We start from the raw sequence: 13,636 nt of genomic DNA on the forward strand, positions 1-13,636 counted from the left end.
AGCCGAGGCAGCGATGGTCAGGTCCGTTCGGCTTCGTTGGGGGAGACGTAGACCGTCAGCGGCTTGCCGGCAAATTCCTTCGGCGCAATCTTTGCCAGGTTCACGGCGCGGTGCCCCACCGTGTCGAACTTCCAGGCGAATGACTGCTCGCCCTTTCGAAAGACGACGGTCTCCCCACACTCAACGTTCACCGCGCTGACCTTGTCGACATCGACAACTTTGCTGGCCTGCTGTGCGGAGGCAGGAACGCCGTAGACCGAACGCCCGTTGAACATGCTTTCCTGCAACGGGGTCGCTTGTGCGGCGGTGACGGACATCAGCAGGCCGAGCAGGGTCGAGATCGTCAGGGTGGCACGCTTCATGTTGGACTCCTCGATGAACGCCTTGCCCGAGGAGGCAACAAACTTCGTTCATCACGGGGTTCAATGTAGAAACCATGGCCTGACGACATCCCTGGCGTTTGCATTACAAAGTTGTCATCTGGCGCGATGGCTACTTCTTGCCTGGACGGAACAGGCTCTTCTGGAACCCGGTCACCGTGACCTTCACAGTGACCGGCTCCTTGCCCTTGTTCTGCCAAAACCAGCCGTGGTGCCCCGCAAACGGCGCAACCCAGGTGCCCGCGCCCTGACGCTGCCTCACACCGACGTCGTAGCTCGTGTATTCGCTGGTGGCATCGGGAAGTTCGCCGTGCATGTCCACGAGCACCTCGCCGGACGCGGTCCACTGGAAGACAAAGCCCTGTCCGGCGTCTATCGCGGCCTTGACCTCAGCACCCTTGCCAGGCGCCAGGGTAATGGTCATGGTGTCGGTACGGGGCGTACCAAGAGAGCTGGACAGCGCCTCCGCGTTGAAGCTCTGGCCGGGCTGCTTGCCGAACAGCATGGCGGCTTTCTCGGCGAGCGTCATGGGGGGAGCAGGCGGCGGCAGCATGGGCTCGTCGTGCGCACGCGCGGCAGACGCAGCACAGCCGAGGGCCACGGCGGCCCCGACAACGAGTGAGAGGCCCATGGCCTGAGCGGGACGAGCGGGAGTCAGGAGGAGTTGCTTCTTCATTTCTTGCCTTTCACATGCCCTTCGAGTTCCTAGAACGTTGGGCGTTCGGTTGGGTAGAGGACCTTTCGGCCAAATTCGATGGCGAGCTGGGGCGCGTAGCCCTGCATGGACGCCAGCAGCGTGGTTTTGATGCACTGGAGTTCCTTGCCAGCTTCCTCGTCCTTGATTTCCAAAGCGCCTGCCAGGGGCTCTGCAAAGGCATAGGCCAGCAAGATGCCCAGGAAGGTGCCAACGAGCGCGGAGCCGATCACTCCGCCCAGCACCGCAGGCGGCTGCCCAACAGAGCCCATCGTGTTCACAACGCCGAGCACAGCGGCCTCGATTCCAAAGGCCGGCAGACAGCCTGCCGGTCGCTGCAATGTCCGTACCGCCATGAAAGCCTCGTAGTGATGCGTCTCGATCTCCGCGTTCATCAGCGATTCGATCTCAAGGCGTTCACATTGCCCGACACCGTCAAGCGTAGGTAGTCCGTCGTGAACTCGGCCACGTGGCGGTCCTTGGCAATGGTCTGTGAGGGTCTTCGACGCCCCTCTCGGTGGGTAACAGCCTCTCATTGCGCGCCTTTTGCAAGCTTTCGTAGAGCACTGCCAGCAGCTAAAGGTACCGCGCCTTGATGCACTTGCTGCTCTTGAAGCAGTCGCCTAGGCCCTTAGCCGTAGCCTTCATGGCCTTCATCGTATCTGTGGCGAGCATGCCGTGCACCGCAGCGCCGAAGACCTTGATCAGCTCGAATGGCAGCGCCTTCAGTACCACGCCGATGTTGCCGCCGTGGAAGCTGAAGATGCTGAAGATGCAGGGCAAGGCAAGCCCTCAGCCGAGGATGATGAACATGAGACGGACTCTGAAAACAGTTGACGGTGCCGCATCTGTCGTCAGCGACGCTTGCGGCCCTTGGCGCGCTTGGCGGCGTGTTGCTGCTGCCGCTTCCTTTTCTCCCGCGAGTGCTGGCGCATGACGATCACCCACAGCACCGCCACAGCGACGATCAGCACAAGCAATGACCCCATCATGTAACTCACGAGGGCCGCGTTGTGCGTGCGCAGATGCGAAATGTCGATGCTCCTCATCGGGAATGGGTAGCGCTCGTAGGAGCGCGCGAGGTAAGGAGATGGCTGTCCGATCTAGCCGGCAAAGCCTCGGGCGCCGGCAGGCCTTAAGGATCACACGACGTCAACCGACAGCAACGGGCAGCAGCGTTCAGGCGAGCGCGGGCGGAGCGTGACCGTCAGGAGGCAGACTGCGGTGTGCCGAAATGGGCGGGGGTCGCCACCTGGCATAAGTCAACCCTGCATCGGCACCCTCCCGGGCCTCCGACACAACCTCGTTGTTCAGGCCGGCCAAGAAGGCCAGTGCCAGATCGTTCGTAACTTCGCCAGCAGCAGCGACAGAACCTGCACTAGATGTGGAACGAACCGCCAATGCCCAATGGCCGACACCGTCGTGATTGACATCCTCGGCGTGAGTCGTCGCTTTTTTGTCGTCATGGCTGTGTGCAGCCGACCACGTCGCATCGACGCCGCCACCGTGCTGATGCTCATGGAATGGCGCACTCACCTGGTCAACGACGAGTAGCGCGACCAGCACCCAGCGCGCGAGCAGCCACCACCGCGCCGTCACGGTGACAGGCGGGCAGGTGGATGCGGCCGGGTTCGGCATCGTGGGTCTATTTCAAATAGGTACGTAGGATCGCAGCGACTTCTTCGATTTCGTCGTAGCGCTGCTCAGGCGTGATGTCCTCCGCAGCGACATGCTCGCGCAGGTGTCCCTCCAGCACCTCGGCCATTAGCCCCGCGACGGCGCCGCGGATGGCAGCAATCTGCTGCAGCACCTTGCCAGCATCTACGTCATGGCCTGATTCGATCAAACGCTCCAGGGCATCGGCCTGGCCTTTGATGCGTCGGACGCGCGCCAACAAACTCTTCTGACCTTTGACGGTGTGGGACATTTGCAAATCGGGTAGGGTGCTAGGGTAGAGTACCAGAGACGAAACATTCATGCACGACCGGGGCCAACCGTTCGCGCGGCGATCATGGCGGAGTTCTCGACTTTGCTGCAGCAGGGTAATGCTTGGCTGTTTGTTCCCAGCGCCGTCCTGCTAGGCGCATTGCATGGCCTGGAGCCCGGGCACTCGAAGACCATGATGGCGGCTTTCATCGTCGCTATGCGCGGGACGGTAGGCCAAGCCATCCTGCTCGGCCTGTCGGCTACGCTGTCGCACACGGCCATCGTCTGGATGGTGGCGCTGGCCGGCCTGCACTTTGGCAAGGGCTGGAATGCGGAGAACACGGAGCCTTTTCTCCAGGTGGCGTCAGGCCTGGTGATCCTCGCCGTCGCTGTGTGGATGTTGTGGCGCACCTGGAGCGAACAACGTGGGCATGAGCATTCCCACGATCACGACCATGGAAAGGACCACGAAGAATCCAAGCGCGTTCTGACAGGCCACGGCGTGGCTAGGCTGGAAATCTTCGAGACCGGCGTTCCGCCGCGCTTCCGCCTCTTCTCGGAAAGAGGCCAGGGCTGGACGGCTGGGGAGGTGGAAGTCACGACGACTCGACCAGACGGTTCACAGCAGATCTTCAAGTTCGCCCAGTGCGACGGCTACCTGGAATCGGTCGACGAGACTCCCGAACCGCATGAGTTCACGGCGCGCCTGAGCCTGGGTCACGAGGGACATCGTCACGAATTCGATCTGGTCTACGAGGAGCACGATCATTCGCACGAAGGTCTCGACCTTGGCGAACAGGAGTGCCAGGACGCCCACGAGCGTGCGCATGCCAACGACATCCAGCGCCGGTTTTCCAACTGCAATGTGACGACGGGGCAGATCATCGTGTTCGGACTCACTGGCGGTCTGATCCCATGCCCGGCTTCAATCACGGTGTTGCTGCTATGCCTGCAGCTTAAGCAGTTCACGCTGGGCGCTGCGCTGGTGCTGTGCTTCAGCATCGGGCTGGCGCTGACGATGATCGCCTCCGGCGCGATGGCCGCACTGAGCGTTAAGCATGTGTCTCGACGCTGGCGTGGCTTCGGCGAGTTCGCCAGGAAGGCGCCGTACTTTTCGAGCGCGCTGATCATGTTGGTAGGGCTGTATCTCGTCTATGAAGGTGGGCACGCGCTGATGTCGATCAAAACGTGATCACGAGCACGGCGAACTGGATGCCCTGCGCAGTCTGACGATCGTCGAGCCTCAAGGGCGGCCGCATGTAGATCGACCACAGCGAGGTTTTCCGCAGCGTGATGGCATGCTGATCTCCAAGGAGGATTGGAAGAAGAAGCGCAGCGTGCTGATGGGCGCGCTGAACATGCCCGTCGATCCTGATCGCTTCATCGAGCCACTGCTAGCCATCCTTGGCGTCAGCGTAAAAGCGCTGGGCGAGACCGTTGAGGCAGGCAAGGTCATGATCGGCGACAAAGGGGAGATCCACATCCCGCCGATCGAGGCGATGGAGGTCTACGAGAAGGTCACCAACACCCGCGACGCCATGTTCCGAGCCATCGGTGAGAAGCAGCTCAGCGACTTGATGGTCGAGGTCGACGTCGCATGCAATTTCAGCGAGGCGCTGCTGGGCCGCAAGGCTGACTCCGGGAACGGCTTACGGATGCAGCTGATTTCGGACCTTCTGGTTGACGGTGCGGAAAGTGACGGACTGTGAATCGACCGCTCTCTAGCGTCTCGGCTACCCGCGGCTCGCGCCGCGACCAGGCGCTGGCAGGCACTACGGGTTTACGCGAAATTCAGACCGTCAGTTTTGGCACCGAAACCAACATCACTTCAGAGAGGAGCGTGTGCGGGTAGTCCAGCTGCTATTGAAGTCCGCCATCGGTTACCAGCGCGTTCCCGGTGCAGGACGCACGCTGGCTTGGACCCATGAAAACCATACCGCCTCTTCGCGAAGGTTTGAGATCGGTCAGGTCTTGGGCGCGCCGCCCACCGCCTCCCAGCTCATGCGGTGCGCGCCGCTGACCGCATCGTGGCGCGCGTCGTCTTCGCCGTGGACGTATATGCTGGTCGTGGCGATTGACACGTGGCCAAGCGTGTCGCGTACGTGCTTCAGGTCGATCTGGTTGGACATGTTCGAGCCGGCGGTGTGGCGCAGCCAGTGGGCAGAGGCCGCCTTGAGCTTTTCCGCCTGGGCGTCGCCACGCCCGTCGCGCTGCCATTGATCGGCGGCCAGCGCGAAGACCTCCTTGAGGATGCCATGGATGGCGCTGCGCGTGAGCGGTTCAGGCCAGGCCGGCGCAGGATGCGTGGAGCGGCGCCATGCGACAGGGAAGATCAACGGTGAGGGCTCGGACACCTGTGGCAGGTCACTCAGCTCCAGCGACCGTCGGTAGCTCATCAGCTCGACCATCAATTCCGCTGTGGCCGGGATCAGCCGCTCCTTGTAGCCTTTGCCAGTGGCCTGAAGCCACCAGCGCTGGTCGCCGCTCTTGGGATCCGAGCGCATGAAGAAGTCGCCCATCCCGTTGCCCACAACCTCCGAGATGCGCAGGCCGCCCAGGAACATCAGGCTGAACAGCCATCGGGCCCGAGCATAGACCGCGCGCTGGCGCGGCGACTCCTGCGGCAGCGCCAGGATGGACTGGCGGACGGCTTCCCAGAGGTCCCCTTCAAGGAAGCGCACCACGCGCGGGGGAGGTGCCTTGCGGCGGGTCCGGCTCAGCGAAAGAGGGTTGCCGGCCAGGTAGCCGGCCTCGACCAGCCAGGACATCATTGAATTCAGCACCACCATCGACTGCCGGATGCTGGCCTCCGAAAGCGGTCCCGCAAACGGTCGCCAGCGTGGGTCCCGACGCCCGGCCTTGCGTCCGGGCGCCATTACCCACCGCTCGGCGGGCTGTGGGTTGGCCAGGAAGCGGCGGTAGATCAGCAGGTCCTCGTGCGCCAGCGACGACAGCGGCTTGCTCCGCTCGGTCAACGACCAGAGCAGCAAGCGTTCGGCTTCGCGACGGGCGTTAGCCAGCGTGTTGGGGCTGCCGGCGAACCGCGCCAGCCAAGCCAGCACCGCGTGCTGGTCGGTGTCCGCGTCGAGCTGCCGATTGCCCGCGCGGGATCGGTTCGAGCCGTCCCGGCCGGACAGGGCATCAATGACGACGATTTCGCCGACAGGCGCGAGTCCAGCGGGCACCAAGACGTCGGTTTTGGCGGGCGTTTGGGTCTCCATGGTTTCGCGAGCAGTCTTTTTGGATAATTTTGACACTATACGGTTAATGTCAAAAATCTTCAATTGAGCATTAGAAATCCAACGTATTACGCAGTAATATAAATTCCATGAGCACCGAAATCGAGATCCTGTCCGAAGTCGAGTCCCTGAAGGCCAAATTCGGCGATACGCGAGCGTTGTACCGCGAGGTCTGCGCGCTGCTGTTCTTCAGGTTCGGGATCACACCGACCGCCAACAAGCTTTACCAATACGTGCGGCGCGGCTCGATGAACGTGCCGACCGAAGAGGTGGGCAAGTTCTGGGACGACCTGCGGCACCGGGCGCGCGTCGACATCCAGCATCCAGACCTGCCGGACCCCATTAAGGCCGTGGCCGCAGAGGCCATCGCAGCGCTTTGGAGCCAGGCGACGGAAGCGGCCCGGGCGGAGCTGGCCGCAGCCCGGCTGGAGTTCCAGCAGGAAGCCGAACAGGCTCGGGCCAGCCGCGACATCGCCGAACAGGCGGTCGCCCGCATGCACGCAGCCACCGAGCAGCAGCGCGCCGACATGGAGCGGGTTCAGGCCGTGAGCCAGGCCACGCGCGAAGAACTGGAGGCCGAGCGCCGTGCCCACGCCGGAACCCAGGCCCGGGTCCAGCAAATGCAAAGTCAGCTCGAAGAGGCTGGCCGGCAGCAGCAGGCGCTGCAGGAGGGGTTTGCGGCCGAGCTGGCCAGATCCCGCGAGGCGGTCGAGGCCGCCAACGAACGCGCCGCCGGCGCCGAACGCCGTGCGCTCAAGGAGATCGAGCAGGAGCGCCAGGCGCGTGCACGGGCCGATGCCGCGGCCGAGGCGGCGCGCCAGAAGATGGCCGAAGTCGAAGCCGCCGCGCGGGAACAGGCAGTCCAGCATGCGGCCAAGGCCACGCGCCTAGAAATCGACGCCAACCAGGCCAAACTGGCGCTGGACACGGCGGTCAAAGCCCGCAACGAGCTCACCCGCCAAGTGGGGGAGCTTCAGCAGCAGCTCGCCGACAGTCAGCAGGCCGTGTCCCGCCATCAGGCCGAAGCCCAGACCCTCCAGGCCATGGTGGAGCGTCTCACACCACCGCCGGCACCAGAAGGCAGCACGACAACCGGGCGCGGTAGTCGCCGCAAGGCAGGCTCCGGCGGGACATGAGTGGTGCGACGGAAAGCCCCGCGGACCCGAAGCTGGTCGCGGTGGCCAAGACTATCAATGACCTTGACGATCTGGTGCGGCTGATCCTCAAGGGGCTGACCCGAGCAAAGCCCTGGCAGCGCCAACTGGCTGCGCGCCTGGGCGACGTCGACCGACTGGTGCAGGTGCTCCGGTTGACCATTGCCATGGAGAAGCCGAACGGTGAGATCGTCGCTGCGGCCGAAGCTGTCGCCGGCGCCTGTCGCTGCACCGCAGCGTCACTGGCCGACAGCCGGGCGGACTATCCACCGCTCCAGGCCGTGGCGCTGGTCAGCGACCTCGGAGACAAGCTGCGGGCTGCTTTCGACGAGCTGGCGTAGAGGCGTCCGCATCAGCCTTTCGCTACCGGGGTTGGTAGTGGCCGCGCTTGGCAGTGGCCGATACGGTTCAGATGGGTCCAGTTAGGCCAAGTTCCCCATGCAAACGCACCTTATATGGTGTAGTCCTTAAAGGTGCGTGATGAGCCAATGCGGGCCGGAATCGGCCCGCAATGAGTCTCAAGGCAGCACCCCCCAAATTCGGCCAGGCGCTTCGCGCTGTGCGGCTCGAGCGTGGGCTGTCGCAGGAAGATTTCTACGAGGTTTCGGGGCGAACCCACCTCAGCCGCCTGGAGAACCAGGGCGCGAGCCCGTCGTTGAACAAGGTCGCCCAGCTGGCGCAGACGATGGACGTCCATCCCTTGACCCTGCTGACGCTGTCGTTCTGCAATAAGGGCACCCTGGCAGAAATCGACAAGGTCCTGGCCGCTGTCCGCGACGAAATTGCCTCGTTCGAGAACCTGCGGCTGGGCTCGCGAGACAGGCATCGCCGGACGACGTGAACCCGATGCAGCCGACGGCCGATGCTGCCTTCGCCGCAGAGCTGGCCCAGCTCCGGCTACAGGCGGGACTGAGCCGGCGAAAGTTGGCTGAGCAGCTTGGCATCGAGACAGCCGACGTCGATCTCAGCGAAGCAGGACAGCGCCACGTCGACGTGGTCGAGCTGTTTCGGTGGTGCCAAGTCTGCGAGTCCTCGCTCGAGGGCTTTGCCGAGCGTATGGATCGACGCCTGGCGCGGGCCACGGGCTCGGACCGCCACTGAGCGGGCCCGACTCACTTCTCTCCAGAAGCCCGCCGACCGTTCGCCGCCCCGGCAGCACGCTTGCGCGGCCGCGTGCGCAGACGGACGCTGCTGAGCCAACGCAGCTCATCGTCCAGTTCCTGCAGGAACTCCATGAAGTTGAAGTCCAGCGCCTCGATCCACTCCCGCAGCTCGATGACGTTGAGGGTGGTGGCACCGCTCTCGACGTAGCTGACCCAGCCTTGGCTGCGGCCCAGCAGATCGCCGAGGTCGGACTGGCGCAGTTGGCGTGACTCGCGCAGGCCTTTGAGCTTCTTCAGGAAGGCTTCGTTGTGGCGGCTGTATAGGGATTTGGACATGGATTTCTCTCAGCCTCGCACCGTATCCCAGCCGTTTCCATATCAAGAATTTGCATATCGCAGGCCTGCTCAAAGAATCCGCGGCTTCCAAAACTCAGCCGGCGGATCGACCCGCCTGCGACAGCTGCCCATGTTCGTTTCGCACCCCGAGTACGAGTTCCCGATCCCGCCAGCCCTCGACGACCCGGGCACCCAGCATTGGCGCATGGTGGAGCTGAGCCTGCACGCGCCATGGTTCCTGCTTTCGGTGGAGCTCGTCGATCCGGATGAGCCCGAACTGAGCATCACGCGCACCTTGTGCATCGCCTGGGAGTACGACCTGGCCGACGTGCTGCGCCCGCTCGACGCCGACCGGGTGAAGGGCATCGTGTGCATGATGCCCGCCTGGCAGTCGCCCACCGGCCAGTGGTGGTCTCGCGAGATCCGAGAGGTCTGGGTTCACAGCTCGCCCACTGGCAAGCACATCGTGCTGGCCGACACCGACGGCAAGGAGTTCGATTGCGGGCTGATCCCGGAGCACGTCGGCGACGTCGAGAAGGAACTGCTGCTGCGCGTCGACCCGAAGCCGGCCGGCCAGGCGCCCAATCGCCGGGCGCGCCGTGCCGCCCGCCACGGGAAGAAAAGCTCATGAGCGGCGCTGGCAGCAAGGGCGCTCACGTCGAACGCCACTTTGATATTCGCAAGCAGATCATGCTGGGTTTCTTCAATGGCCGAGAGCAGTACGACGTATTGATCGATCCGGGCCAGGGGAAGCTGATGTTCGATGGCCGCGATATCTACTGGCTAATCGACATGGAGCAGCGGATGTCGGACACGATCAACAACGCCATCGACATCTGGCTTCGCGATGGCAGCATTGAAGAAGTGTTGGCGCCACCAAGTGCATCAACAGCGGCTGGGTCCGACGATCCTCCAGGTCGAAAGCATGAGGGGTAAGCATCCCCCATCAACGGTGGCCCGGCTGAAGCGCCGTCCCGACGGTAGTCAGCAAGTCGTACTGCCAGAAGGCACTTTGCCGTGGCGGCTGGGCCAGCGCGTGTGGTTCCAGGCCGGGCTTGGTCGGATTGAAGTCTCACCGAAGCCACAGGGCCGCCGCGGTGACCGCCGACACACCGGCCGTATTCGGCGGGGCTTCAAATCGCTGCTGACCGACGGCTAGCGGTGGTGCTCGTGGTGACGAGGTTCCCGCAAATCCCGCTGCATGCGGAAGTTCCGCATTCAGCGGGAACGTGCGGATTTGCCGGGTAGAGGTCTAGATTTCGCAGCGCCTCGGACCTTCGCGATGGCCAGGGGCTTTGGTGAGCCAGCCATAAGACCGGCTGTGCCCTTCGGCTCGGTCCCACTCAGCGCGAGGACGTGATCGCGCATGAGCCCGGCGCCGAACACGCGCGCCGCCCTCTCTGCCAGCTCGGCGGAAATGGTGACGAACTTGCCGGGTGCGACTCGAATTCTCTTCATGGCTGGACCTTCACAGTCCGGGACTCTAGCCAGTCACCGTAGCGTGCGGAAGGGCGAGTTGCGCTCGGCCAGAAGAGGGGCTCGTACAGCACAACTTTTGCGCTCGAAAAGTCGTTTAATATCAAAGAGTTAGCTCACTTTTTGATAAATTTTCCTGAATATCGGCCAACCCTCCATCCAGGACGTTCAGGAGCTGGTGGCGCTGCTGCAGAAGGGACTTTCGCGCGCGAAACCCTGGCAGCGGCAGTTGGCCGCACTCCTGATCGAGGTCGACGTGGTTCAACGGAATAGAGTCAGTAACCATGGAATAAAGTCCGTAAAAATGGACGATTCGACCGACATCGCCCCGGAATAGAGTCCGTAACTATGGCTGAGTCGAGGCAGGTTCGCACTGGGTCTATCCATCGCCCTGTACCGAGTGAGCTTGTCAGACCCACACCACCTTGCCACGCCTCACAAAGTAGTGTGCACGGCACCCCTCGCGTCGCCAGATAGAGGGCGCCAGCGTGGGGTGCCCATCCTGATCCACCTGAAGTGACCAGCGAGGACGGGCCTCACGGATCAGCGGAAGCTCCACAGATTGACCACAGCCGCAAGGGCAGCGCATCATGACCGACCATGCCTCCCCGCCCTCACGCAGCAACACCAAATCTCTTGGCGGCAACTGATCAAGTGGTAAGTCCCCCTGTACCTCAATCAGTTTTCGAGGGCCGGCCCACCACTCCGCGAGCCTGAGCCAAGCAATCTTGAACTGACTCATGCGCGCTCCTGGTACCCGAGTACCGGCAGTCCAAGCAACGGCTCCGTCGCCCCGATCCCCAACAAGGAAGTTGATTTCACTGGGATAGCCGATTCGGCCTCATGCTCTTCAAATGCCTCTGCAAGCATGAAGCGCGTGCGCGCAAAGTTGCAGTTGGGCTGTTGCCGGAATGGATATGCCCTGGCGATGAACTCCATGACGCATGCGCTAGAGGCACGCATGTTGAGCGTGATCACCGAGGGGCCTTGTTCGGACATGCCATCGATGTAACCCGCCTTGACTTGCTCGGCATGCGCCGCTGGGTCTGCCTCCTCAAGAGCTTCAGCATGCAGAGATGCAGCGGTGTAAACGCCGCGATCAGCCAGGCTGCTTCCACCAGGGAACACGTAGTCCACCCGCCCAGTGACTTCTGCAATCGCCAGTCCATGCGGTGTGGCACGCGTGGGGATGGCCACACCCACGTCGATCAATGGCAGCAGGAATGCCGCAGCCAGGCGGTCTGCCACCATCCTTGCGCGAAGCTTGTCGACACAACAGAAGATGACATCTGCTTGTGACGCCGCCAGCACCGCACGCCGGGTCATCACATCAGCGTCAACTGGCGAGAAAAAGGGCTCTGCCCGCAAGAGGTTGATGCGATCAGCGAATACGTGGACTTTGATCTTCGCGCCATGCGAATCAGCCAGCGTGGTGTTCAGTATTCGGTTGAGGTTCTTCTCTTCAACGTGATCATGGTCGATGCCGATCACTCGACCGAAACCCAGTCGACACACCTGCTCAGCCGTCACGGAACCCGTGCCAGAAACACCAATGACGCAAGCAGTCAAACGCCCAAGCTCCTTGCTCATTTCGGGGGTGAACGCCATTGGACGCGACGCTGGGGAAGCAATCTGTTCACGCCACCAGAAGCTCAGGTCATCCCCCGCCACCGACACAAGGTCGACCGGTGTCGCTTGGCCGCTTGGGCTGTACAAGCGCGCCAAGATCCGGCCATCAGGCAGCATCACTGCTGAACCATGATCCGCCGCGACCGCAGCCTGAAGGCACGGGATGACCTCCGAGTCACTCGCATCGTCGACCCGAGAAAAGTCCGGGTAGCCCGTTGGATGGGAATGCAGCAGGATGATGCTCAACCTAGCAGGTTCCGCCAGATCAACTGCTGCCTCGATGTACTCGCCAGGCCAAGTCAGAGCGTTTTCCGTACGGCGGCTGCAGGCTTGATGCGGCACCAGAACAATGTCTTTCACCAACAGCCGCACACGCGGTTCGGGTACACGTGTGCACACCAATACGGCGGCGGCTTCCTTACCATCACCGGGGAACAGGTGAGCCAACAGCTGCCGGTGAGCTGCCTGCGTCAGGCTCAGCGTGGTGGCGGGCGTCATGCGCCCAGCTCCTTGAGCATGCAAGATTCAACCAAAGCCAGCTGGGTCTGCACGCAGTCTGAGTTCGGATCCCATGCACTCGCCCCATTGCGGTGGCGCGACCATCCCTGAAACGTCGCCCCCTTGATGGTTGCCCGCACTTGGGTGCTGGCAACTTCCTGGCCATTGGCCAGTGATACAAAGGGCAGGAAATAGAACATGTCGATCTGGGCGGCTGGATAGTCCAGCACGATCTCCAGGGCCAACTGAACCTTGGATTGAGAAAAGCCCTCCAGCAGGGGGTAGTCGTGGATGAGCAACCAGCGTCGCGTGGCGCCGGCAGTTGCATCGTGCTCGATCACGGTTTCCCATTTCAGGCCCAGAGCATCCAAGTACTGATGATCCTTGGGGAGCAGCTGAAAGGCACGGGTAGGCGCGAGTGAAGCGCATTCGCCGTTGTTGACGTCTCGCAGCATGAGCCTGATCTTCTCAATTCCCGGCTGGCGCAAGTCCACGACAAAGTCACCCGTGATCTCCTGCTTCGGCTGGCCATGCACGATGAGGTAGATGTGCCACGACTTGTTCGGGTCGTAGCCAGCTCGCGCCATGGCGTCTGCCACCTTGACCTCTGGTTGGTTGTACTCCAGCAAGACCCCCTGGATCGACAAGGTCCAGGCCTGAGGCTTGATCCGCGACCTGAACGTCTCGACGCCGGGGAGAGTCAGGTCAACACGCTCGTTGGCGGCGACCTCCACGGCGTCTTGCGGACCGATCAACTCGATCACCGTCTGAGGGTGGTTCCCCGCAAGCATTCGCAGCAGCGCCCCAGAGATGAAGCGATGTGGCCACTCATACTGCTTGCCATCGATGGTGAAGCGGTACACCCGATCGCCCGAGGCAATCACGAACGTGTTCCCCTGCGCCAAGTTGATGCGCTCATCGAGCCGGATGCTCTCCATTCCTCCGCCGTGCAGCAACTGCAGCACGATCTGATCAGGGGAAACAGGATGCCCCACCAAAGAGAGGAGATGTTCACCAAGCGCCTCATGCGCGTTGGGCGGGGTACAAACGCGCACGGTGCACAGCTCATCGCTGATCAGGTGCAGTTCATGGGTGCCGATTTCATGTTGGCTGTTCGCCGGATGCTGGTTTTGGGCGTTCATTGCAGTGTCCTTTCTTTCTGCTTAAATGAATCTGTTTAACTTCGCCCACAACAACACTG

Annotated in this window: 18 protein-coding genes and 1 pseudogene; 8 read left to right on the top strand and 11 right to left on the bottom strand. The window is 62.4% G+C overall.

The genetic code is table 11. From position 1 onward, the window contains the following. Window positions 1–17: 17 nt before the first annotated feature. From ABG80_RS09850 to ABG80_RS09870, 6 genes and pseudogenes are all read right to left on the bottom strand, one after another. A complete protein-coding gene (locus ABG80_RS09850) occupies window positions 18–362 on the bottom strand; it encodes a CzcE family metal-binding protein (protein ID WP_058087527.1) in 345 nt (114 codons plus the stop codon). Between the two features lie 130 nt (window positions 363–492). Then, window positions 493–909 (bottom strand): hypothetical protein, encoded by a 417-nt coding sequence (locus tag ABG80_RS09855; protein WP_067512197.1) that lies wholly within the window; start codon window positions 907–909, stop codon window positions 493–495. Window positions 910–1,085: 176 nt separating this feature from the next. Further along, a pseudogene (locus ABG80_RS09860) lies at window positions 1,086–1,857 on the bottom strand (motility-associated protein). Window positions 1,858–1,928: 71 nt separating this feature from the next. Continuing rightward, window positions 1,929–2,123, bottom strand: coding sequence for a hypothetical protein (locus ABG80_RS09865; RefSeq protein WP_058087529.1), 195 nt, complete (start codon window positions 2,121–2,123; stop codon window positions 1,929–1,931). 130 nt (window positions 2,124–2,253) lie between these two features. Continuing rightward, complete coding sequence (locus ABG80_RS23460; protein ID WP_235513813.1) at window positions 2,254–2,712, bottom strand: hypothetical protein; 459 nt, start codon at window positions 2,710–2,712, stop codon at window positions 2,254–2,256. Between the two features lie 7 nt (window positions 2,713–2,719). Continuing rightward, window positions 2,720–3,001: a metal/formaldehyde-sensitive transcriptional repressor gene (locus tag ABG80_RS09870; RefSeq protein ID WP_058087552.1), complete on the bottom strand. Its 282-nt coding sequence runs from the start codon at window positions 2,999–3,001 to the stop codon at window positions 2,720–2,722. A gap of 84 nt (window positions 3,002–3,085) precedes the next feature. Between ABG80_RS09870 and ABG80_RS09875 the strand changes: the two genes are divergently transcribed. After that, window positions 3,086–4,192 carry a nickel/cobalt efflux protein RcnA gene (locus ABG80_RS09875; RefSeq protein WP_058087530.1) on the top strand — a complete coding sequence of 369 codons (1,107 nt, stop codon included), beginning with the start codon at window positions 3,086–3,088 and terminating at the stop codon, window positions 4,190–4,192. A gap of 106 nt (window positions 4,193–4,298) precedes the next feature. Beyond that, window positions 4,299–4,709: a hypothetical protein gene (locus tag ABG80_RS09880; protein WP_058087531.1), complete on the top strand. Its 411-nt coding sequence runs from the start codon at window positions 4,299–4,301 to the stop codon at window positions 4,707–4,709. A gap of 255 nt (window positions 4,710–4,964) precedes the next feature. On the opposite strand, the gene ABG80_RS09885 is transcribed toward ABG80_RS09880, so the two are convergent. Then, entirely contained in the window at window positions 4,965–6,221 is a 1,257-nt protein-coding gene (locus ABG80_RS09885) for a tyrosine-type recombinase/integrase (RefSeq protein WP_058087532.1), read from the bottom strand. A gap of 107 nt (window positions 6,222–6,328) precedes the next feature. Here ABG80_RS09885 and ABG80_RS09890 point away from each other — a divergent pair, with 107 nt between their 5' ends. The 4 genes from ABG80_RS09890 to ABG80_RS09905 all read left to right on the top strand — a co-directional run bounded on the left by ABG80_RS09890 (window position 6,329) and on the right by ABG80_RS09905 (window position 8,494). Then, window positions 6,329–7,375 (top strand): DNA-binding protein, encoded by a 1,047-nt coding sequence (locus tag ABG80_RS09890; protein WP_058087533.1) that lies wholly within the window; start codon window positions 6,329–6,331, stop codon window positions 7,373–7,375. Next, window positions 7,372–7,734 carry a hypothetical protein gene (locus ABG80_RS09895; RefSeq protein WP_058087534.1) on the top strand — a complete coding sequence of 121 codons (363 nt, stop codon included), beginning with the start codon at window positions 7,372–7,374 and terminating at the stop codon, window positions 7,732–7,734. The genes ABG80_RS09890 and ABG80_RS09895 overlap by 4 nt, the downstream gene beginning before the upstream one ends. Window positions 7,735–7,904: 170 nt before the next feature. After that, window positions 7,905–8,234: a helix-turn-helix domain-containing protein gene (locus ABG80_RS09900; protein ID WP_058087535.1), complete on the top strand. Its 330-nt coding sequence runs from the start codon at window positions 7,905–7,907 to the stop codon at window positions 8,232–8,234. A 5-nt stretch (window positions 8,235–8,239) separates the two neighbouring features. Beyond that, window positions 8,240–8,494, top strand: coding sequence for a helix-turn-helix domain-containing protein (locus tag ABG80_RS09905; RefSeq protein WP_058087536.1), 255 nt, complete (start codon window positions 8,240–8,242; stop codon window positions 8,492–8,494). Window positions 8,495–8,505: 11 nt separating this feature from the next. Here the strand turns inward: ABG80_RS09905 and ABG80_RS09910 are convergent, their stop codons facing one another. Beyond that, the gene (locus ABG80_RS09910; protein ID WP_058087537.1) at window positions 8,506–8,832 is read right to left on the bottom strand and encodes a helix-turn-helix domain-containing protein; all 327 of its coding nucleotides are present in this window, start codon (window positions 8,830–8,832) and stop codon (window positions 8,506–8,508) included. 130 nt (window positions 8,833–8,962) lie between these two features. Here ABG80_RS09910 and ABG80_RS09915 point away from each other — a divergent pair, with 130 nt between their 5' ends. Continuing rightward, entirely contained in the window at window positions 8,963–9,463 is a 501-nt protein-coding gene (locus tag ABG80_RS09915) for a hypothetical protein (RefSeq protein WP_058087538.1), read from the top strand. Next, the gene (locus ABG80_RS09920; protein WP_058087539.1) at window positions 9,460–9,768 is read left to right on the top strand and encodes a hypothetical protein; all 309 of its coding nucleotides are present in this window, start codon (window positions 9,460–9,462) and stop codon (window positions 9,766–9,768) included. Before ABG80_RS09915 ends, ABG80_RS09920 begins: the two co-directional genes overlap by 4 nt. 949 nt (window positions 9,769–10,717) lie before the next feature. Here the strand turns inward: ABG80_RS09920 and ABG80_RS23775 are convergent. From ABG80_RS23775 to ABG80_RS09930, 3 genes are read right to left on the bottom strand one after another with little or no spacing between them, the layout of a single operon-like run. Continuing rightward, window positions 10,718–11,050 carry a DUF6527 family protein gene (locus ABG80_RS23775; protein WP_083505980.1) on the bottom strand — a complete coding sequence of 111 codons (333 nt, stop codon included), beginning with the start codon at window positions 11,048–11,050 and terminating at the stop codon, window positions 10,718–10,720. Then, window positions 11,047–12,435, bottom strand: coding sequence for a ThiF family adenylyltransferase (locus tag ABG80_RS09925; RefSeq protein WP_058087540.1), 1,389 nt, complete (start codon window positions 12,433–12,435; stop codon window positions 11,047–11,049). The genes ABG80_RS23775 and ABG80_RS09925 overlap by 4 nt, the downstream gene beginning before the upstream one ends. Further along, the gene (locus tag ABG80_RS09930) at window positions 12,432–13,577 is read right to left on the bottom strand and encodes a multiubiquitin domain-containing protein (RefSeq protein WP_083505981.1); all 1,146 of its coding nucleotides are present in this window, start codon (window positions 13,575–13,577) and stop codon (window positions 12,432–12,434) included. The genes ABG80_RS09925 and ABG80_RS09930 overlap by 4 nt, the downstream gene beginning before the upstream one ends. Window positions 13,578–13,636 lie beyond the last annotated feature (59 nt).

Origin of the sequence: Aquabacterium parvum (genome assembly GCF_001447195.1) — a bacterium.
Classification (GTDB): domain Bacteria; phylum Pseudomonadota; class Gammaproteobacteria; order Burkholderiales; family Burkholderiaceae_C; genus Aquabacterium; species Aquabacterium parvum.